Source organism: Chitinophaga nivalis (assembly GCF_025989125.1).
GTDB lineage: Bacteria > Bacteroidota > Bacteroidia > Chitinophagales > Chitinophagaceae > Chitinophaga > Chitinophaga nivalis.
Window position 1 is genome coordinate 5,629,229 of record NZ_JAPDNR010000001.1, and the last position, 24,543, is coordinate 5,653,771.

The following is a 24,543-nucleotide window of genomic DNA, read 5'->3' on the forward strand; positions in this document are numbered from 1 at the left end:
TTAATCTCCGGGGGCTGTTTCCATGTCAATATCCGAGATCGTGATCTGGTCATTGTGCAGGACGGACAGTAATATATTCCGGTAATAAGTCATTAACAGTGCGATGGTATCGTTGTCATAAAGGGCCGTCAGATAGATAAAAGAAATATGCAGCTGCCCGGCATTTTCCCGTACCTCCAGCTTAAACTCGTATTCACTGATTTCGTCTCTCCTGCTTTCCAGCGGGTAATAGGCGAATCCGTTTAATTCCCCGTTACCTTCCACTACATTGGAGAAAGAGAAATGCACCTGCACAATCGGATTTTTCAGCGCTGCTGTTTCCGGCCCTACGAGTTCCCGCATCTGATCGTATTGAAAATCCTGGTTTTCGAATGCCTCCAATACCCGTGATTTCACCTGTACCAACAGGTCAGCGAAGACATGATCCGGCGCTACCTCCAGGCGCAACGGCAGGATATTTACAAAAGATCCTACTACCTCTCTCAGTGCGGGTTGCGTACGGCCGATCACATCTGTTCCGATAATGATATCCGTACTCCCCGATAACTTTGACAACAGGATATAATAGGCAGATAACAACAACATAAAATCAGACACGCCGGCACCTACCGCATATGTTTTCACCTGCTGGTAATGTATGTCCGCTATCGTCAGCACCTTTACCGCTGCATGATACTCGTCTATTTCATCCGGGTTTTGCAGTACCGGCAGTTCCAGTCGTGGCAAGGGTGATACCAGTTGTTGTTCCCAGAAAGCACGTTGCTGCTGTAGCTGCCCTTTGCCTTCGTGCATCCAGCCGGCATAATCCACATAACGTAATGCAGGAGTACTCCAGGACTGCCCGCGATAGATGTTGCTGAAATCCTGCATCAGGATATCGAGGGAAGCGCCATCCGCAATAATGTGATGCAGGTCGATGAATAAGAGATGTCCTGCTTCCGGATGTGTCATCACAACAGCTCTCATCAGCGGCGGTGTTGCCGGATCAAACGGCCGGATAAAATCCAGGAAGGCTTCTCCTACAGTATTATATTGCGTTGCCGGCAGTATGGTCAATGGTACTTCGCAAGCGGCTGCGATCTGTTGCCGCAGCCCGTTTTCGGTCAGTATAAATCCGGTGCGCAGCCCTGCATGTTTTTCCAGCAGCTGCCGGAACGTATCGCGGATGCGCGGTATATCCAGTGTTCCCTGTATGCTGACCGGCAACGAAATATTAAAGGCGATACTTTCTTTATGCAACAGATGTTGGTAATAGATTCGCTGCTGGGCAGGAGAAGCCGGATAAAATGCTTTTTCTCCTACTGATGGAATCACCTCGGCCACACCGGTAGCAGCAGCTTGTATAACGGCTGCCTGGGCTTTGATGGTGTTATGGCGGAACACTTCCGCGAAGGTGATCTTTACGGAAAATGTTTGTTGTATTTTGTTGGTGAGATGAAAAATCCGGATAGAATGCCCACCCATTTCAAAAAAGCTACGGGTAGTACTTATTTTTTCGCGGTCTGTTTTCAAGACGGCGGCCCATAAATCTGTGAGGATCTCCTCAGTTTCATTTTCCGGTGCTACCACACCAGCACCGCTCACGTAATCCGGTTCCGGTAAGGCTTTCCGGTTGATCTTTCCATTGGGCGTAAGCGGAATTTCCGGGATAAAGAGCAGATAGGTGGGTACCATTACATCCGGTAACCGGTCTGACAGATAGGTCCGCAGTGTTTTCTCTTCAGGTAATACGGTCGCCACTATATAAGCACAGATGGTCTTCTCTCCTTCCTGGTCTGTTTTTACCAGTAATACCGCATCCTGTATATCCGGATAGGTCAGTATATTTTTTCTGATTTCTTCCAGCTCAATGCGGATACCTCTTATTTTGATCTGTTGGTCTGCACGCCCCAGCAGTTCTATTTCTCCGTTGGATAGCTTTCTGCCGGTATCTCCTGTTTTATACAACAGGTCGTCTGCCCTGCCACTGAAGGGATTGATGATAAAGGCCTGTGCATTGGCTTCCGGCATATTATAGTATCCGCCTGACCGGAAAGGCGTGCGGATATATATTTCGCCGGCAACACCCACCGGGCAAATCCGCCCGTCCTTATCCAGGATCAAAAACTGGGAGCCCGGAAGTGGTATGACAGGTAAATAGGATCGATGTATATCTGCCGGTTTAATCCGGTAAAAGGATTTGGCCAATGTTGTTTCCGTAGGACCATAAATATTCACCAGCTGCGTATAGTCGCCGAAGTGATGGTACCAGGCGGCCAGGTCCTGCGCCGGAATTTTCTCCCCTGCCAGCAACACATAGGCCAGGTCTTTCAGGCCATCCTGTGCTGTAGCGGGCGTATTAAACAATTTAAACAGACTGGGTACACAATGAATCAACCGGATGCGCTGTGCTGCGAGCCACTGGCCGATTCCTTCGCCGGCAGCCAGGATGTTGCCATCCGGAATGCATAGTGTGGCGCCGGCACAAAGGGGTACCAGTATGTCGCGCATAAATACGTCGAAACCCGGGTTCGTAAACTGGCTGCAACGGAAATCAGCATCCACCTGAAAAGCATTAATTTCCCAGTCGATAAAATGCGCCAGCCCTTTATTTTTTCCGATTACGCCCTTGGGTACGCCGGTGGAGCCGGACGTATAATACATATAGACATTATCTTCCGGCAGATAGCTGTTACGATCAACCGTAAAACCAGTATCTCCGGTCATCAGCTCCATGGTAAGCCAATGTAATGGCACCTCCATTACCGGCCTTTCTGCCGGCGGCAGATCCGTTATGATATAACGTATATCCGTTTGCGTAATCATCGCTGCCAGGCGGTTGGCTGGCAAAGTAATTTCCAGCGGTACAAAAGCATGACGGGCAAAAAGGATACCCAACACCGCACTGATTAACTGATAACGGTCTTCGCACATAATCCCCACGTAACTGCCAGGTGGCAATTGCTGCGCAGTTAATGCGGCTGCTACCTGATATGCCCTGGTTTGTAGTGCCGTATAGTCATAATCGTTATTTCTATAAACGATCGCACTGCGATGGGCGTGTTGATCAAAACTATTCAGCAATAGCGCCTGTATCGTTGTCACGGTATTACCTGCTTCCAGGTCTGTACTGTATGCTGCATGGATCGCAGCTTTTGCTGCAGCAGTATACAACGATACCTCCTCCACCAGTAACGCAGGCTGTTGCACCAGCTCCTGTATGATCTGCAGCAAATGTGCCATCACCCCTTCGATCATCTCTGCTTCATACCGATGTGCATTATACTCTATGCAGATCTCTACTTGTTCCTGCGGAATAACTTTCAGGTTAAGATCGTAGTTGGTCTGCATCCGGTGCTGTACTGCCGTTACTTCAAATACATCGGCACCAGTGGCCGCATTTTCGATCTGATCTGCCAGCGGAAAATTCTCGAATATGATGATGTGATCCAGCAGACCACTGCCCAGTTCACTGAAAGACTGAATTTCCGATAATGGATGGTATTGATGTTGTTCACTCTCCAGTGCCTGGTGCTGTATCCGTTCCAGGAATGCCGGCAATGATTCGCCCGGTTGCAGCGTAACCCGTACCGGGATGGTATTGATAAAAAGACCTACCATGGTTTCAATACCAGGGATTTCCGGCGGACGACCCGATACCACCAATCCAAATACCACATCTGCCGTATTATTATACCTGGAGAGCAAGATGGCCCAGGCAGCGGAGAACAGGGTATTTACGGTTACTTTATAACCGGCAGCTGCCTGTTGTAAAGCTGTGGTCTGTTTTTTATCCAGCGTAACCCGGCTGGCCCGCTGCTCATATGGCTGATGGCCAGCCTGCTTATTACCCGGCAGGGTGGCTACGGTATCGTACCCCTGCAGGTATTCCTGCCAGTAACGGGCCGTCGTTTCCCGATCTCTTTTTTCCAGCCAGGAAATATACCCGGCATAAGGTTGTACCGGCGGCAATACCGGCAACTGCCCGGTGATATGGCCACGGTACAACTGCATGAATTCATTCACCAGCACGCCAATACACCAGCCATCCATCAATACGTGATGGTGACTCCATATCAGCACAAAGGCATCTGCTGCCGTCCGGAATACCGCCAGGCGCATGAGGGTATCATGGGCCAGGTCGAAACGGGTGGCCCGGTCGCGCTCCCGATAGGCTTCAATGACAGCGGTTATCTCCTCCGCTGTACTGATATCTGTATACGTACATGTTATTTTCCTTTCTTTCAGTACCAGCTGCAGGCTCCTCTCCAATCCATCATATGGAAAAGCGGAACGCAGGATATCATACCTTTCTACCAGCTGGTTCATACTTTTTTCCATCATCGCTGCCTGCAGGTTACCACGGAGGTAACAGGTGGTTTGTCCCAGATAACTGCCGGCCGTTTCATCTGCCAGTGCATGGAACAACATTCCTTCCTGCATGGGCGACAACGGATAAATATCTTCGATCGCATATTGCGTCTGTAACTGATCCAGCAAGGCGATTTCCAGGTGGTTGTATGTCAGGTCAGCGGGGCTTAACAACGTACGGCCGTAATCACTGCAGTAACCGATCAGCGCCAGCAGCTGTGTTTCATATGCCTGCATCAGTGCGGTAATAGTTGCCGGCAGGTATTGCTCCGGACTATAGGAAAGCCGCATGTGCAGCTGTCCGCCTGATATATGGCCGCTGATCGTCCAGTCATAGAGCAGTTGTCCCTGCGGAGACGCTTCCGCGCCGCGATCTGTATCTGCCAGCTGAAAAGCCTTGCCACTGGTATCTGCATCAAACTGCCCCAGGTAGTTGAAGCTGATCTGTACCTCACTATGGCTAACTGTGTTGGTATAATAACGATGCAATAAATAATCCATACCCTGATGTGGTACCTGCCGCAATGATTCTTTCACCCCACGGATCAGGTCTGCCCATTCGCCACTTTGTTTCTCCAGTATCACCGGATAGATGCTCGTAAACCATCCAATCGTACGACTTACGTCCATACCGGCTATCACTGGTTCCCGGCCATGCCCTTCCAGGTCGATCTTCACGGCGGTTGTGCCGTACTGTACTTCCAGTGCCAGTAACAACCCTGTCAGCAGCAGGTCGTTGATCTGTGTATTAAAAGCTGCCGGCGCGGTTGTCAGCAAACGGCCGGTGGCTTCCCGGCTTAAATGGAAAGTGCCTTGCGCTGTTTGTCCGAATACGCCCTGACCGGCGGCATCGTCGCGTGGAATGGCCGGCGGCTGTGTGTTGGCGATCTTGGTCCAGTAGGCCTGTGTGTCTGCAAAAACAGGTTGCTCCGTATAGGCCTGCACGTGTGTTGCCCATAACAGGAAGGCATCTGTTTTCAGTGGTAAGGATAAAGGCTGCTGTTGTTGCAACTGCTGGTATAAACTTTCTATATCTTCAAACAAAATGCGCCATGACACCCCATCTATCACCAGGTGATGAATGGCGATCAGCAGGTAGCTACCCTTGACTGTATGAAACAACCCCAGCTGCATCAGCGGACCGGCAGATAAAGATATTCCTGCCTGCAGGCGGCTGGCATGTGCTGCCAGTAAGGCTTCCGCATCTGTTTCCTGTTGCAGGTCATACACAGTGAGTGCCAACGTTTGTGCTGCGGTGTTACGTTGTATATCCGTTGCTTCAAACACCATTCGCAGTGCGTCATGGTGGGATTGCAGTTTATCAAATATTTGCCGGATCCATTCTTCGGGGACGGTCGTTTCAAAATGCAGCAACACTGACTGGTTAAAATGATGCCGGTCTGTCGTCACCTTATCAAAAAACCAGCGTTGTACCGGCGCGATCGGCGCCGTACCCGTCACGGTTTCCTGACTGGCCACCCGCACCACCTTTTTCAGGTGAGGCGCCAGCTGCCGGATGGTACGGTGTTGCAACAGTTCCCGTACCGACAATTCATAGCCGGCATTCCGCATGCGGGAGCTGATCTGTATGGATTTGATGGAGTCGCCTCCGATGGAGAAAAAGTTATCGGTCACTCCTACGGCAGCATGTCCCAGTACTTTAGACCATACCGCTGCCAGCAGTTGCTCTTCCTGGGTAACCGGCGCCACATAGGTATTTACAGCTTCCACCTCCGGTATGGGCAGGGCTTTGCGGTCCAGCTTTCCATTGGGGGTCAGTGGCATGGCATCCAGCTGTATGAGGTAGGCCGGCACCATATATTCCGGTAATCGTTCCTGCAGATAGGTTCGCAACCCTTCCGTATCAATTGGCACCGCTGCCACGTAATAGGCTGTCAGGTACTTGTCGCCATTGACTTCTCTTGCCACTACGATCGAGGTATTTACCGCTGCATGACTTTGCAGCTGGTATTCTATTTCACCCGGCTCTATGCGGAACCCTCTTATTTTCACCTGTTCATCGGTACGGCCCAGGTATTCGATATTACCGTCTGGCAGCCATCTGACCAGGTCGCCGGTTTTATAGAGGCGTTCCTGCAAAGTAGTATCGTAGATAAATTTTTCGGCGGTGAGTACCGGATTGTTGAGATACCCTGTTGCCAGTCCTACCCCGGCAATACACAACTCACCGGCTACACCGGTGGGTGTTAACCGACCCATTCTGTCGGTTACATAAAAACGGGTATTATAGATCGGTTTACCGATAGGTACAATGGTGGCTGGTTCGGTAAACGTACATTCATAATAGGAAACGTCCACTGTGGCTTCTGTAGGGCCATATAAATTTATCAGGCGGGTACCGCCCTGTTGAAACAACGTGGCGCCAAACAAGTCTGCTGTAGCAGGTTTCAGTGCTTCGCCGCTCACAAACACCTGGCGTAAAGTAGCAAGGGCATTGTGATTCGTCGCATCTTCCGCAAAAGGCAGGAATACATTTAACATGGAAGGAACAAAGTGCATCGTGGTTACCCGATGCTGTTCCACCGTCCGGATAATCTCTTCCGGATCTTTTTCCCCACCTGGTTTCAGCAGGCAAAGGGAAGCGCCCGTACATGCCCACCAGAAAAGTTCCCATACAGATACATCAAAAACAACCGGTGTTTTCTGTAACAGTACATCGGTATCCTGCAAAGGATAAGCTTCCTGCATCCAGTGCAGGCGGTTCACCACGGAGTGGTGGGCTATCATTACGCCTTTGGGTATGCCGGTAGAACCGGAAGTATAAATCACATAGGCGGGTCCTGCAGGATCTACTTTGGGCAACGGATGCGCGGGATGTTGGTACAGTCCGGGCAACGTATCTTCCAGATATAATACCGCCTGCACAGCTGTGAAATGATGCTGCTCATAATGTTTACGGGTAATCACCAATACCGGTGCTGCATTGGTCAGGATGGTAGCCGCCCTTTCCGGCGGAGAAAGCGGATCAATAGGTAAATAGGCGGCTCCAGCCTTCAATATCCCAAAAATAACGGGCATCAAATGTTCTTCTCTTTCCAGCATGATGCCTACCAGATCGCCTGTTTTCACCCCTGCCACTTCCCGCAGGTAAGCGGCGATGCGATCGGCCCGGTCTTTCAGCTCACTGTAGGAAATAATTTTATTGTTCACGTACAACGCCGGATGTGCCGGCACTTGTATCGCTTTTTCATCAAACAGGTCCATCACGGTGACTCCCTGCGGATACCAGGTGGTAGTGTCCTGATTATTGTTTATCAGTGCCTGCTGTTCTGCTGCCGGCAGTATGTGTATCTCTCCAATTGTCTTGTTACTGCCGGTAATGATTTCCTGTATCAGCTGCTGCAAATGCAGCGAGATACGCGCGATCCATTCCGGCGTATATACTTCCGCGTTGTAGTCGAACCGTACGGCCATCTCGGTGCCCGGCACCATCACTACTGTCAGGTCATAACTGGTACGTTCCGATACACTGATATGACTGATGCGATAATCTTCCTGTTGTCCGTTCTCTCCGATCTGCTGTGCAATCGGAAAGTTTTCAAATACGAGGATGTGATCAAAGAGATCTCTTCCCGGCAGGCTAACGCCTTGTATAGCCGGCAATGCGAGATAATGATACGGTTCTCCGGCGATGGCTGTTTCCTGCATGTTGCGCAGCATATCCCCGATAGTACCGGCGACATTATACCCCAGCCTCACCGGTATGGTATTGATAAAGAGGCCTACCATCGTTTCAATACCGGGAATCGCAGCCGGCCGGCCGGATACGACGGCGCCAAACACCACTTCCGTTACGTTGGTATACTTCGCCAGTAACAGCCCCCAGGCAAACTGAAAAATAGTATTCAGCGATACTTCATATGCTCCCGATATCCTTTCCAGCAAACCGGTTTGTTCTTTGGAAAACAATAGTTGCTGCGATTGATGGGTATAGGTGATCTGTTCTGATGTTTTTCCCTGTCGCAGGCTGGCCCGATGGTCATACCCATCGAGGTAATTTCTCCAGTAAGACAACGCTTCTTCCCGGTCCCGCTTTTCCAGCCAGCTGATGTAACCGGCATACCGGCTCACCGCAGGTAATGCCGCCCGTTTTGCTCTTTTGGCGGCAGCATACAAGGCACTGAAATCATTGGTAATAATGCCCATACACCAGCCATCCATCAGTATGTGATGATGACTCCAGATAAAAACATACCGGTCATCTGCCCGACGTAATACCTGCAATCTTACCAGCATATCTTTTGTGACGTCAAAGGGCCTTGCTTTATCCTCGTCCCGGTACTGTTGCAGGATGGCAGCTTCCTCTCCGGCGATACAAGCCTCGCGAATATCTACCTCACGTACTTCCATCTCCCGGGATTTCAATACTACCTGCAGACTACGATCCAGGTCTCTATGCAGGAAAACTGTACGCAGGATATCATATCGCGCGACGAGTTCATTCGCACTTTGCCGGATCAGCGTCATATCCAGTTCCCCCTCTATCTCCAGCACCAGTTGTATGAAATAACTGTCGGTATCTATGAGTGAATGAAACAACATGCCCTCCTGCATCGGCGATAACGGATATACATCTGCCACCGGGTATTGTTGTTGCAATTGATCCAGTAACGATAATTCCAGGCGGTTGTAAGTCAGGTCGGATGGACTCAGCAATGTACCGCCGTAATCACTGCAATAATGAATGAGGGTAATTAATTGTTTTTCATATGCCGCCATCAACGCCGTTATCGTCGCTGGTGCATATTGATCCGGACTATAGGCAAGCTGCATAAACAGTTGTCCGCCGGAGATATTGCCGCTGATGGTCCAATCATGCAACAGCGCTCCCTGGGGAGATATGTCGGCCCCATGTGGCGCACCAGAAATCCGGTACACCTGATCCCTGGTATCCGCATCAAACTGCCCCAGGTAGTTGAAGCTGATCTGTGCACCACTGCGGCCAATGGCGCCGGTATAATAACGATGTAATAAATAATCTGTTCCCTGCTGCGGTACCTGCCGCAATGACTCTTTCACGGTACGGATAACAGCCGGTAGTGCGCTGCCTTGTTTTTCCAGTATCACCGGATAAATGCTGGTGAACCAGCCCACCGTACGGCTTACATCCATACCTGCTTCCTGTGTATCGCGGCCGTGTCCTTCCAGGTCGATCTTTACCGCAGTTGTACCATATTGCACTTCCAGTGCCAGCAATAAAGCGGTCAGCAACAGGTCATTAATCTGTGTATTAAAGGCCACCGGTGCGGTCGTCAGCAAACGGGTCGTCACGTCTCCGCTCAGGCGGAAAGAAGCCTGTTGCAGGTTACCGAATAGACCGTTGCCGGCGGGGTAGTCACGCGGAACAATCCGTGTATCCGTTTCCGTTACTTTCGCCCAGTAGGCCAGTGTGTCTGCAAAAGCGGGGCGCTCCGTACAGGCCTGTACGTGCCTGGACCATAACAGGAAGGCGTCTGTTTTTAGCGGCAATGATAACGGCTGCTGTTGTTGCAGTTGCGCATATAAAGTGGCGATATCTTCAAACAAAATCCGCCAGGAAACCCCGTCTATTACCAGATGGTGTACGATTATCAGCAGGCGGCTGCCGGTTGGTGTCTGAAACAATCCTAATTGCATCAGCGGGCCGGTTGCCAACGATATACCTGCCTGTAGCTTGTCTGCATGTGCCGCCAAGGCAGCATCCACATCTGCCACTTCATTCAGATCATACACGGTAAGGCCCAACTCCTGCGTCTCTTTATTACGCAGGCGCCATGCGCCATCCTCCTCTTCAAACACCATCCGCAAGGCATCGTGATGCGATTGCAGTTTTTCAAATATTTGCCGCACCAGCGATTCGGACAGCGTTGTTTCAAAATGCAGCAACACGGACTGATTGAAATGATGCCGCTCCATTGTAACGGTATCATAAAACCAGCGCTGCACCGGCGTCAGCGGCGCTGTGCCGGCAACAGTTCCCTGCATGGCTACCCGTACTACCTTTTTCAGGTGAGGCGCCAGCTGCCGGATGGTGCGATGATGAAACAAATCACGCACCGGCAATTCATAGCCGGCATTCCGCATCCGGGAACTGATCTGTATAGATTTGATGGAGTCGCCTCCTATCGCGAAAAAATTATCGGTCATGCTCACGGCGGGAATACCCAATACCTTGGCCCACACCGCTGCCAGCAGTTGTTCTTCTTTTGTTACCGGCGGCACATACGCTCCTCCTGCTGCCGCTTCCGGCTCCGGCAGGGCTTTGCGGTCCAGCTTCCCATTCGGCATTAACGGCAATACTTCCAGCTGCATCAGGTAAGCCGGTACCATATATTCCGGTAGTCTTTCCTGCAGATAAGCGCGTAGCAATGCGGTATCGATCGTTGTAGCGGCCACATAATAGGCTACCAGGCATTTGTCGCCGTTTATTTCTCTCGCTACTACCGCCGCAGCCTGCACCTCATCATGGCTTTGCAGCTGGTGTTCTACTTCACCTGGCTCAATACGGAAGCCTCTTATTTTCACCTGTTCATCAGTACGGCCCAGGTATTCCAGGTTACCGTCCGGCAGCCATCTGACCAGGTCGCCGGTTTTATAGAGCCGTTCCTGCAAACGGCTGTCGTATACAAATTTTTCGGCTGTCAATGCCGGATTGTTGAGATAGCCCTCTCCTAATCCGGCACCGGCAATACATAATTCGCCAGCCACGCCCGCAGGCAGCAACTGTCCTGTTTTACCGGTTACATACAGCCGCATATTACTGGCCGGTTTACCAATCGGTATGATTCCGGCAGGGCGCGACAGGTCACATGCATACCAGGTGGCCAGCACCGTCGCCTCAGAAGGCCCGTACAGGTTTACGAGGCGGGTTTGGCAATGCCGGTATAAGGTAGCTGCAAATACGTTTACACTGTCTGTTTTCAACGCCTCCCCACCGGCAAACATCAGCCGCAGCGAAGCGAGGGTATTATAATCAAATGTGTCATCCGGATAAGACAGGAACGCATGCAACATGGAAGGTACAAAGTTGATCACGCTCACCTGGTGGCGGGCAATCGTCCGGGTTATTTCCAGGGGGTCCTTCTCTCCTCCCGGTGGCAGCAGGCAAAGCGAAGCGCCGGTACCTACCCACCAGAAAAGTTCCAATACAGAGAAATCAAATATGACAGGCGTTTTCAGCAACAGTACATCCTGTTCCTCCAACACAAATTCCCGTTGCAGCCAGCAGATGAGGTTCACCAATCCCTGATGCCGCAGCATAGCGCCTTTAGGCGTGCCGGTGGAACCGGAAGTATAAATCACATAGGCCAGACTATTGCTGCTGACTACTACCGGTTCTCCGGCAGGTGTGGCATACATCACCGGTAATACGTCATCGAGGTATACCGGTGTTACCGGTAGTTGTACGTCTTCGGGTATATAGGTCCTTCGGGTAATTATTTGTTGCGGGGCCGCATCTGTCAGCAGAAAACTGATCCGTTCTGCCGGAAAGAAGGGATCTACGGGGAGATAGGCGGCACCGGCTTTCAGGATGCCAAATATCAACGGTACCAGGTGTTCATCTCTTTCCAGCATTACTGCTATCAACTCACCGGTACTAACGCCAACGATGGTACGCAGATAAGTGGCGATTGCCTCTGCTTTGTCTTTCAGTTCGCGGTAAGTCAGCTGTCCGTTGTCATACCGGAGGGCGATGTTGTTGGGGGTACGTGCCACCTGTTCCTCAAACAATGTCATGATGTTGGCCGCTTCCGGATAGGCTACCCCTGTATTATTATACTGTACGGTCAGCAATTCTTTTTCTGCTGCCGGTAAGATATCGATGTCCTGCAACACGATGCCGGGATGGACACATATCTGTGTGATGATCTGGCGGAAATAACCAGTCAGCCTGTCTATCGTTTCCGCTTTAAACAGGTCCGTGGCATACTCCACCTGAAAGTGCAGCCGCCCTTCGGATGCCGTTGCAGAAAAAGTGAGATCAAATTTTGAGACCGGCGGTGCATAGTCAAATGGTTGCAGGGTAATATCCGGCATCCGCAGCGTAGGCCGCTCAAAATTCTGTAAGGTGAATACGGTATCAAACAAGGGATTGTGCGCCATATCGCGGGCGAGTTGCAAATCATCAATCAGTTTTTCATATGGATACAACTGATGTTCAAAACACGCCAGGGTACGGCTTTTCACGGTAGTGAGGAAATCACGGAAAGTACTGCTACCGATCGGCCGGTTGCGTAACGGTACCGTATGTACGAACATACCCATGATGTTTTCCAGGCCGGCGATGTCTCTGCCCGCAGTAGAAGTACCGATCACTACATCTTCGGTATTGCATAGTTTACTGAGCAAAATATTATACACCGCCAGCAACGTCATAAACAACGTAACTCCTTCCTGCGCGGCGATTGCCTTCAAGGCGCCCGTTGTTTCCCGATTGAGTACAAACGTGCGTGTATCGCCGGCATAGGTTTTGGCAGCGGGCCGTGGAAAGTCGGCAGGTAGTTCCGGTACCGCGGGCATATCCGCAAATTCGCTGAGCCAGAACTGCCGCTGACGCGTGATCTTATCCTGCTGTGCGGGACTTTGCAGCCATTCTGCATAGTCTTTATAGGTGAGTGACAAGGCCGGCAACTGCTGCTGATTGTACAGTTGCATAAAGTCCCTGATCATTATACCCTGTGATACACCATCTGCAATAATATGATGCATATCCACCATCAACAGGTGTTCATCGGGCGCTATGGCAATGAGCGCCGCACGGAAGAGCGGGGCGCGGCTGAGTTCAAACACCTGTACCTGCTGTTGTACGACGGCGACTGCAGGTGTTTCACCGGCTGTTATATAGGTTACTTCAAAATCTATGTCTGTTTCGATCTGTTGCACCGGTGCGCCATCTGCCAGGTGAAAGGAAGTACGCAGGCTCTCATGTCGGGTCACCAGCGTTTTAAAAGCATGGCTAATTCTTTCCCGATCCACTGTTCCCACCAGTTTCACTACCTGGGGCAGGTTGTAGGCTACGGATGACTTATCCAGTTCCTGCAGGAAATACAGTCTTTGCTGTGCTGCCGACAAGTGATAGGTTGGCTGATGTGGTGCGCGGGGAATCACAGTCACGCCGCTGCTGTTCACCTTTTCAAAAAAAGCGACGATCTCCGGTTTACGGGCTTTGATCTCTGTAATGATCTCCTTACTTAATACTTCTTTATCAGCCTTTATCTTTACTTCATCCTTATCTACTGTAAGAATGATGTTATGTTCCTTTCTCAGGCTGGTGATATATTCATCGATTCTCATATAGTAATTTCAATGGTTTGATCATTATCTGTCAGCTGGTGATTCAGCTGCCGGATAGTAATGATGTAATCTGATAACTGCCGTACCGTTTCGCGGTCAAATACATCCTGCAGGGAAAGTCCGATACCGAAGTGATGATTGATGCGGCTGACCAGTTTCGCCGCGGTAAGGGAGTGCCCACCCAATACAAAGAAGCTTTTGTTGACACTGATTGCATCCGCGGCTATTTCCAGCATTTCCGCCCAGATAGTCACCAATTGTTCTTCTGTTTGATTGGCTGGCGGTGCATCCGCTACCGTAGCTCCCCACACCGGTTCGGGCAATGCCTTTCTGTCTACTTTTCCATTGCGGGTAACGGGAAATTTCGGGAGATACATAAAACAGGCCGGTATCATATAATCCGGTAATTTCTCCCGCAGATATTTCAGCAGGGCCGTTTCATCGATGAGGGTTTTGGCCGCATAATAAGCAACAAGGTACTTTTCCTTCTCTCTTATACTGGCCATAACAGCCGTTTCCAGGATATCCGGATAGAGAGAGAGCTGCCATTCTATTTCGCCCAGTTCGATGCGGTAACCTCTTATTTTCACCTGGCTGTCGTCGCGGCCCAGGAATTCAATCGTACCATCTTCCAGCCAGCGGGCATAATCACCGGTACAATACAGGCGTTGCCCTGGTATGAGCGGATGTGTGATGAATTTTTCATCTGTCTTCTTTTGGTCTTCCACATACCCTCTTGCCAATCCGCTGCCGGCAATACATAGCTCACCGGCTACGCCTACCGGCTGCAGCTGTCTGTTTTTATCCAGGATCAGTACGCGTTTATTGGGAATCGGTTTACCAATCAGGTAGTGTTCCCGGATACCGGCGTAAGGCAGCGCGGTATAGGTAGTCCAGATGGTATCCTCCGTAGGTCCGTACAGGTTATACACCCGGAACGGGAAGGTATGCGCAGGAATATAGTTTAACCGGTCGCCGGCTATGTTCAGCACTTTCAGGGCAGATGGCGTAGTGTCCCACTCCATTTCCAGCAGGTGCTGTGCGATGACGGTCGGTTGAAAGGTAATTTCAATCTGATGGGCTATCAGCCACGCTTTCATATCTTCCGGTGAAAACCTGACAGCAGTTGGTGCGATGTGCAAACAACCACCCTGTGTAAGACAAGGCCAGATTTCAAAAGCGGCGGCATCAAAAGTTATATTGGCCACCTGGCTCATCGCGGTACCGGCTTTCCCGCCAAAAAGCGCCTGGTGATAATACAGCATGTTCACCAGTCCTTTGTGCTCAATTTCCACGCCTTTAGGCGTACCGGTGGTACCGGATGTATAGATGGTATAGATGAGGTCTTCCGGTAACACAGACACTACAGGAGCAGGCGTGTCCGGCAGTACTTTATCGAGCTGCACTTCATACAACAACTCCGGATCGATGATAGCAGCGGCGCCGGGCTTACTTTTTAAAACAGCCGGTTGTATCAGCAACAAACGCGCCCCGCAATTCCCCACAATATATTCATTTCTGGCAGCGGCGATATCCGGCGATAATACCACATAGGCACATCCCGCTTTTAGCACCCCCAGCATGGCGGCAATCATTTCTGCAGAAGGGGTATACAGCAACGCAATCTTATGGTTGCCGGCCACCGGGCATCTTCTTTTTATTTCCTGCGCGATGTAATTCGCCTGGTTATTCAATGCACCATAACTCAATACTACTTCCTCATGTTGCACAGCTGTTTTTTCCCGATCGGCAGCTACCTGTGCTTCAAATAAACCAATGACCGTTTTATCGGTAGGATACACGACATCGTGCGCATTAAAATCATGCAGGATGCGGTGCTTTTCGATATCCGGCAATATTTCCAGCGTTGCAATACGATGGTCTGTGCCGGCGGCAATTGTCGTAATGACCTGCTGCAGACTGGCTGCCATGTGTGCGATTAGTCGCTGATCATAGATCACCGGGTTATAATCCAGCCGGAGTATACTATCCGTACCGGGTATCAATACCACATGAAAATCATAATTACTCTGATCAACTGTTTGCAGGCCGGATACTTCGTAGTATTCTCCTGTGGCAGCATCTATCACAGTTGTTCCCTGTACTTTTTCAGACACCGGATAGTTCTCCACAATCAGGAGATGATCGAGTAATGCCCTGCCAGGTACACTCTGTGCTTGTATTTCGGGCAATGCGCTGTGATGATGTGCCGATGCTTCCAGCGCTTCGTCCTGCATGCGCCGCAGCAGACTGCCTACCGTATCTGTTTCCTGGTACTGCACACGCACCGGAATGGTATTGATAAATAATCCGACGATGGCTTCCACGCCTGCAATTTCGCCCGGCCGGCCCGCCACTACGCCCCCAAACAACACATCGGTTGTATTGTTGTATCTGGCCAGCACAATACCCCAGGCCATTTGCACCAGGGTACTCAGTGTCACGCGTTGCGTGGTACATACACGCCGGAGTTGCTCCATCAGTGTAGCCGGCAACGTTAGTGTTTCGCTGAGGCGGGTATGCTCCGCACCAGCCTCACCGGCTTTTTTCTTCCGGGGCACGCCTACCGGACTTTCATAACCCGCTAAATAATGGCGCCAGAAATCCAGGGATTGTTTATGATCCTGTTTACACAGCCATTCAAAATAATGGGCATAGGGTGCTACCGGTGGGAGCTGCGCGTCCTGGCCATGTCTGGCGGCGAGGTACAGGGCTTTGAAGTCCTGCACAATGATCCCCATACACCAGCCATCCATGAGAATATGGTGATAGCTCCAGATAAATTCATATACCGTATCGCTGACATGCAGTACGGTTAACCGGAACAGATGCCCCTGCGCCAGGTCAAATTTCTTATGTTTGTCCAGTAACTGATGGGCGGCTATCGTTGCCGTTGCGCCGCGTTCCCGGCATTCTTCGCGGACATCCTTATAGCAGAAATCCGCTTTGCTTTCCCGGAGTACCACCTGCAACGCGCGGGAAAACTCACCGCGTGGAAATACCGTCCGCAACGCTGCATAGCGCCGTACCAGTCCATTCAGACTGTGCTCCACTGCGTTGATGTCCAGGGTGCCTTCCAACTGATAGCTCAATTGCACGAAGTAATAACTGGCAGCGGCATTCAGCTGCGCGTGAAATAGCATGCCCTCCTGCAGGGAAGACAAAGGATAAATATCTTCCAGCTGATAGTCGGCCTGCAATGCGGCAAGCTGGGCGGCCGTCAGGCCTTTATAAGTTAACCCGCCTGCAGGCGCAGCAGGTTGTTCCGGCAGCACTGCTTGTTCCATCTTCCTTACCAGCTCTCCGATTTGACGGGCGGTAAAAATATCTTTTATAGAAAGCCGGTAACCGGCGGCCTGCAAGCCTGAAATGATGAGAATGGATTTAATGGAATCACCGCCGAGGGCAAAGAAATTATCGGCCATGCCTACCCTGTTTACTTCCAGCGCTGTTGCAAACACGGTTGCCAGCAGCTGTTCGGCCGGGGTTTGCGGTGCGATGTATTCCTGTGCTGCGGCGATGCCGGGCGCCGGCAACGACAGGCGGTCCAGTTTACCATTGGGCGTCAGTGGCAACGCTTCCAGTGGTATGAGGTATGGCGGTACCATGTAGTAAGGCAGGCGCTCACTCAGCTGTGCGCGGATGAAGGTAATATCCGGCGTATCAGTAGTAACCACATAGGCCATCAATACCGCCTCTCCTTTCTCCTTGCCGGCAATTACTACGGCTTCCTTCACACCGGCAATATCCTGCAGGCATTTTTCAATTTCACCCAGCTCAATCCGGAAGCCACGTATCTTCACCTGTTGGTCTTTCCGGCCCGCATAGGCCAGATTCCCATCCGGCAACCAACGGGCCATATCACCGGTGTTATATATATTTTTTCCTGGTACAAAAGGATGCGGGATAAATCTTTCCAGCGTCAGCTCCGGCCGGTCCTTATATCCGGAGGAAAGGCCTTCCCCGCCGATATACAGTGCGCCGGTAACACCGGCAGGTACCAGTTGCAGATAATTGTCGAGTATATAGATCTGTGTATTGCGCATCGGCTTACCAATGCTGATGGTGGTAATTTCCGCTTCAAACGGATACATACAGGACCAGATGGTTGTTTCCGTAGGTCCGTACATGTTATAGATGCGCAAGGTTTTATTTTCGGTACGTAGTTCCTGTATCAGCGGCAGCGGCAAAGCTTCTCCCCCTACCATCAATTGTTGCAGCGATGCCAGAAACCGGCGGGAATGCGGGTCTTCCCGCAATAATCGAATAAAGGACGGTGTAGATTGCAGCATCGTCACCGGTGGATACCCCACCGTATTTTCCGCCTGCAGGTAACGGTCCAATCCACTTAAGGATACATCAGCAGGATGAATGATAACAGATATACCATGACATAACGTCCAGCACAGTTCCAATACAGAAATATCAAAGGAGGTACTGGTCACTGCCAGCATAACGTCGTGTGCGTTTATTTCTATATGATCATTCAGGCCTGCAAAGAAATTCACCACATTGCGATGATGGATCATTACGCCTTTGGGCGCGCCTGTAGAACCGGATGTATAGATAACATAACAAAGATCCCGGGGCGAAACAGACACCTCCGGCGCCGTAGCCGCATAGGCTGCCTGTTCTGCCTCACTATACCACAATACAGCGCGTTGGTCAGCTATGCCAGTATCATACGCCTCATTAGTCAGCAATACCTGTGCTTTACTTTCCTGCAGAATATAAGCTACCCGCTGGGCAGGATACGATGGATCTACCGGTACATAGGCTGCTCCGGTTTTTAATACTGCCAGCAGGCTTATCAGCAGTTTTTCAGAACGTTCCAGCATAATCGCGACCAATTGCCCTGCCCCTACCTGGTGCGTTGCGATCAGCCGCCGCGCCAGCCGGTTGGCCTGTTCATCCAGTTCCCGATAAGTAAGCGCCACATCAGCAAACATCACGGCTGTTTTATCGGGGGTACGCTGTACCTGTGCCGCCAATAAACTAACAAGGGTATCTTCTTCCGGAAATGCGCCCTGCGTATCATTAAAAGCATGCAGCAGGTTGAACTTTTCTGCTGCCGGCAAAAAGTCGATGGCAGCAATCCGGATATCGGGTGCAGCAATGATGGCTGCTATAATATTTTCAAAGTAACAGATCGCACGGCGGATCGTTTCTTCTTTAAACAGTGCCGTTGCATATTCCAGCTGCCACTGCAGTTGGTCTGCTTCCTCCGCAACGATCAGCGTCAGGTCCAGTTTCGCTACCGGATGCTGATAAGTGTAAGGCGTCAGCGTGAGCCCCGGGATATCCCAGGAAATGTCGTCGAAGTTCTGATACAGAAACAACACATCAAAAAGCGGATTCCGGCTCAGGTCCCGTTCCAGCTGCAGCTGCTCTACCAGCGCTTCATAGGGATAGGCGCTGTTGTTGAAACTTTCCAGCGTACTGGCTTTCACGTTAGCAAGCAATTCCCGGAAACGCAGGCTGCCTACCGGTCGGTTTCGCAGGGGCAGGGTATTGATAAATACACCCGGTATTTTTTCTGCATCTGCATGTTCCCTCCCGGCTACCGGCGTACCAATGACCACGTCTTCCTGGTTACTGAGTTTGCCCAGCCATACATTGTATACCGCCAGCAATACCATAAAAAGGGTACTTCCTTCCTGTGCGGCCAATTGTTTCAATGCAGCAGTGGTGGCTGGCGTGGTGGCAAAATGGATCGTATGCCCCGCATAATTCTTCACTGCGGGCCGCGGATAATCTGCCGGCAGTTCCAGCGCGCTGGCCGGTTCTGCAAAGGTCTGCATCCAGTAAGCCCGTTGCTGACTGATGGCATTTTGCCGGTCGGGACTTTGCTGCCATTCTGCATAATCTTTATAGTGCAACCGCAAAGGCGGTAGTTCCTCATCACGGTAAGCTGCTACAAAGTCCTGTACCAGCACACTTTGGGATACCCCATCATTGATGATATGATGCATATCGAGCCACAACAGCTGCGTCGTATCCGCGCCCGTGATTAATCCCGCACGGAATAATGGCGCGGCTTCCAGGTCAAACGGACGGATAACGTTGCCGATGCTGTGTGTAATATCGGCGCCTGCCACCTGTTGTTCCAGTGAAAACGAAACGGTTTCCAGCACCTGTTGCATTACGGCGCCCTGCACAATCGCAAAGCGGGTCCGTAAAATTTCATGGCGTTGTATCAACCGCTCAAAGGCACGGGATAACTGTTCCGGGTCTGGTATCCCTTCCAGGCGCAGGAAATAAGGCATATTATAGGCCAGCGAAGAACGATCCAGCTGGTATAAAAAATACAATTGTTGCTGTGCTGCTGTTACCCGGTACCAGGACTTGCTGTCTGCAACAGGTATGGGCGTATAGGTAGCGGTAACAGCTGCGGATATCAGCATGGCCAGACTGCTGATATCCTGGTGGGTAAATACTTCCTGCAGGGAGATGGTTACCTGGAAGTGTTTGAATATTTTATTCAGCAGCACTGTGGCTTTCAGGGAATGCCCTCCCAATTCGAAGAAGCTGGCTTTTCTGCTGATCAGCTCCTGCGGGACTTTCAGCACTTCTGCCCATATGGCTGCCAGTGCCACTTCGGTATCATTGGCCGGCGCCAGGTACCCGGTACCTGCTTCCAGCTGTGGATCCGGCAAAGCAGCTCTGTCTGTTTTTCCATTGGATGTCAGCGGCAGCTGCTCCATCCGCACAAAATAGGATGGCAGCATATAATCCGGTAGTTTACCGGAAAGGAAACTACGGAGCGCCGGTGCGGCTATTTCTGTGGCAGATACATAGTAAGCAATCAGGTATTTATCTTCTTCCTGTTCCCGGGCAATGACCACGGTTTCTTTCACACCCGGATATTTTCCCAGCTGTCCTTCTATCTCTCCCAGCTCTATCCTGAATCCCCGCAGCTGTACCTGGTGGTCTATTCTGCCAATGTATTCCAGGTCGCCACTGGCTAGTATTCTGCCGAGATCACCTGTTTTATACAATCGTTGTTCCGGATAATAAGGGTGCGGTACAAAAACGCGTGCTGTCAGTTCCGGTTTTCCCAGGTAGCCTCTCGACACACCTTCTCCACCTACATACAACTCTCCTATTACGCCACGTGGCACCAGCTGCCGGTGCTGATCAAACAAGAATACCGACAGGGTTGGAATTGGTTTACCAATATTACTGTTGTTATTTTTTATCTCCTCCGCGCCGATCTCCTTATAGGTGACATGCACAGTGGTTTCTGTAATTCCAAACATATTCACCAGCTGCACACGCGGATATCTTTCATACCAGGTATCCAGTTTGGCAGGTGACAACGCCTCTCCGCCAAATATAACGTAACGCAGCGCAGGCAAGGATGCCGGACCAACCAATTCTTCCCGTATCAGGTTATAAAAAGCACTGGGCGTCTGGTTCAGTACCGTGACCTTTTCTTCCCGCAAAATATCCAGATAGGCAGCGGTATCCCGTGCCATCATTTTTGGAATAATCACTAACCGGCCACCAAACAACAAGGCGCCATACATTTCCCATACACTGAAATCGAAGCAATGACTATGGAACATGGTCCAGACATCTCCCGGGCCGAAATCAAACTGAAATCCGTCGTTAAAGAACAACCGCACCACATTGCGGTGTGTTACCATCACCCCTTTGGGATGACCAGTGGTACCGGAGGTATAGATAATATAACAAAGGTCTGCAGGATGATTACGGTAACGGGCAAACGAAATATCCGGAGATGCGTCGGCGGCATCTTCCAGGTATATCACTGCCGGACCGGCCGGCACTTTTTCTTCAAATGCCCGGCTGGTTAATAGCAGCTGTGTACCGCTATCTTGCACCAGGTACTGAATACGTTCTTCGGGGTAGTCCACATCAATGGGCAGGTAGGCGCCACCGGCCCGGAGAATAGCCACCATCCCAATGACGGTATCGATGGAGCGGTCTGCCAGCAATGCTACAATCGTATCGGCTTGTACGCCTTTGCTCACCAGACATGCAGCAATCCTGTCGGCCGCCCGATCCAGTTCGGCATAGGTTACCTGCTGATCGCCCAGCTTGATGGCGATATTGTCGGGCACCCGTACGATCTGTTCCTCGAGGAGATCGGTAATAGTTTTGTTGGTAGGGAAAGATACCTGTGTATGATCAAAACGCTGTAGTAAGCGTTGTTCTTCTTCGGCAGCGATGGCCGTCAGTTCACCCAGGCCGGTCAGCGGAGCCGCCAGCAGGTTGCCCAGCAAGGTAATATAATGTGTCAGCAACGTTGTGATGGTACCCGGATCAAAATAATCTGCGTTGTAGATCATATTACCCTGGATCGTATCTCCATTATCTGATAGTAGCAGATGCAGATCATACTTACCATATCCATTGTTGGTGGCTGTTGTTGTAATATTTAGTCCGGCTACCGGTGGCAGGCTATCGGGCGGTGTTTCATACTGGAAAAGGATGTCAAACAAGGCGGTGCGGCTCATGTCTTTTCCCGGCGCCAGCTCTTTCACCAGTTTATCAAAAGGAATAGCTGCAAAAGACATTCCCTGTGCTTCCGCTGCTTTTAACACGTGCAGATAATTCCGGAAACAGCTTTCATCGGTAATATCGCTTTTCAATACCACCAGGTTGGCTACAGGCCCTATTACGTTTTGCGAAAAGGGCGTGTTGCGATTGGCAGCACTGGTACCGATGACGATTTCATCATGTCCGCAATACTTGCGCAGCAACATTTTAAAAGCTGCCATCCATACAATGCGGATGGGTACTTCCTCCTGTGCAGCCACCTGTGCCACTGCCTGGTACAGGCTATCCGGAATGTGGACGGTTGCCGAAGCAGCCGTATAAATATGAATGGCCGCCCTGCTGCGATCAGTAGGTATCTCCAGTGCTTTCACCTGCTGCCCCAGGTACTGTTTCCAGTAATGCAGGTACCAGGGTTCCAGTTTCAGCAAGCTTTCCTGCTGCCATAAACCGAACCCGCGATAAGACAGGCCGGTATATTTTTCCGGTGCGGTACTGCCGTTCAGCAATGCCTGATAATTGCGCAACAGTTCATCCCGCAACAACCATACAGTGTGCCGGTCTGCGATGGCATGATGAAAAACGACCAGCAACTGATACTCGTCGGTTGCGGTGTGTATCAGGACTGCCCGAAACAAGGCTGCTGATAAGTCAAAAGCCGTGTTGATCCAACGGTGCAGACGGGGCTCCAGCTCCGCTGGTTGTTCGCGCAGATCTTCTTCTTCCCAGAAAAAATCTTCACTGGTATGTATTTCCTGAAAAGGTGTTTCTTCTTTATTAATAATCCGGGTGCGGAGTATATCATATCGTTGTACCAGCCAGCCGATGCTCTTTTTGAGCCGGTCGGGCTGTAACGCGCCTTCAAAGCGGAGGAGCAGCGGAATATTATGATACACCGGTCCTTTTTCATACAGAAAACCTGCTTCAAACCGATCGATAAACCACAGACGTTCCTGGTGATAAGAAGCTGGTGTGAGACCTCCCTGCGGCAGCTTTTCGGGCAGGTATTGCGCCTGCTCGTCCCATATCGCCTGGCGTTCTGCTGCGGTAAACAAACTGACTTCCCCGGCTGACTTGCTGCTGTTGCGAAGTATTTCCTGCAGCGCCATAAAGAAGCGGGTAGCCATTTCCGCCGCGAAGCCATCACTGATCTTATCTGTTTTATATACGAACTCGATCTCCAGCGCTTCTTTAAAAAACACATATATACCAAAGGGGATACTGGTATTTTCATATACTTCCCGCAGGGAGATCTGAAAGGTTTGTTGTTGGGTAATGCTTTCATCCAACGGATAGTTTTCTATCGCGATGATCACATCAAAAAGATCTGCTGCCGGTTTTAACCGGAGTAGTTGTTTGATATCAAAATAAGAGGTAGTACAAAACTGGTTCACCTGGATGATATCGTTGTTCACGGTAGCTACCAGCGCCGACAACAACGTCTGTTGTTCGAGCTTCACCCGGAAAGGAACGGTATTCATGAAGTTGCCGATCACCGACTCACTTCCCCGTATTTCCGGCTCCCGGCAGGATACCGTTGTTCCAAACACCATATCTGCCTGCTGCCGGTGTTTATACATCAACAAGGCATAGGCAGCATATATGACAGCAGCCTTTGTTACTTTGTGGCTGGCAGAAAATTGTTCCAGTTCCTGCGCCGGTATGCTGTAATGTTTTCTTCGCAGCAACCGCTCCGTTGTGGTGCCGGTGAAATCTTTCGTCAGCGGTGTAAAGTGATACCCCTGCAGATACTGTTTCCAGAAACCACCTTCTCCTTCGCCCAACCGCTTTCTTTTAATCCGCTGCACCACTTCCTTATAGGGAATTTTCACCCGGATCTCCGGGGCCTGCTGCTGTAGCAGCCTGTGATAGTTGCCCAGCAGTTCCTTTAGCAGTAAGGCGGTACTCCAGCCATCGTAGAGAATATGATGATGGGTGATACTGAAAATATAGGTACCGGCTGTTTGTTTCAGCAGGGTAAAACGAATAGGTAATACGGTCAGGTCAAAGCGCTGATGACGATCTGCGGCTATGTATTCCGCTGCTGTGTGCTGTGTGGCAGACAGGTCTATATATTTAAAATCAATCGGGTGTTGTTTGAGTATAATATGCAGCGGTTTACTCACCTTCTCCCAGCTAAACACAGACCTTAACACCTCGTTGCCCGCCTGCACAGCGTAGATGGCCTGTTCCAGCACATCTGCCTGCAGGGCGCCTTCCAGCAGAAAAGATACCTGCACATTATACAGGCTGTTTTCCGTTTCTTTCAGGTAATGAAAAAACATGCCTTGCTGGATACCGGTTAATTCGATAATATCCTGGATATTGGATTTTTCAATTCTGCCGTTCATAGGGTTGCTGTTTACTATATAGAAT

2 protein-coding genes are annotated in these 24,543 nt (G+C 50.6%); both read right to left on the reverse strand.

Features of this window, described 5'->3' with window-relative positions:
- Positions 1–13,644 (reverse strand): non-ribosomal peptide synthetase, encoded by a 13,644-nt coding sequence (locus OL444_RS21745; protein ID WP_264729742.1) that lies wholly within the window; start codon positions 13,642–13,644, stop codon positions 1–3.
- Positions 13,641–24,518: a non-ribosomal peptide synthetase gene (locus OL444_RS21750; RefSeq protein WP_264729741.1), complete on the reverse strand. Its 10,878-nt coding sequence runs from the start codon at positions 24,516–24,518 to the stop codon at positions 13,641–13,643. The genes OL444_RS21745 and OL444_RS21750 overlap by 4 nt, the downstream gene beginning before the upstream one ends.
- Positions 24,519–24,543: the final 25 nt, after the last annotated feature.

Coding starts and splice junctions, on each gene's coding strand:
- OL444_RS21750 (WP_264729741.1), bottom strand. CDS start 24,518: ATGAACGGCAGAATTGAAAAATCCAATATCCAGGATATTATCGAATTA.
- OL444_RS21745 (WP_264729742.1), bottom strand. CDS start 13,644: ATGAGAATCGATGAATATATCACCAGCCTGAGAAAGGAACATAACATC.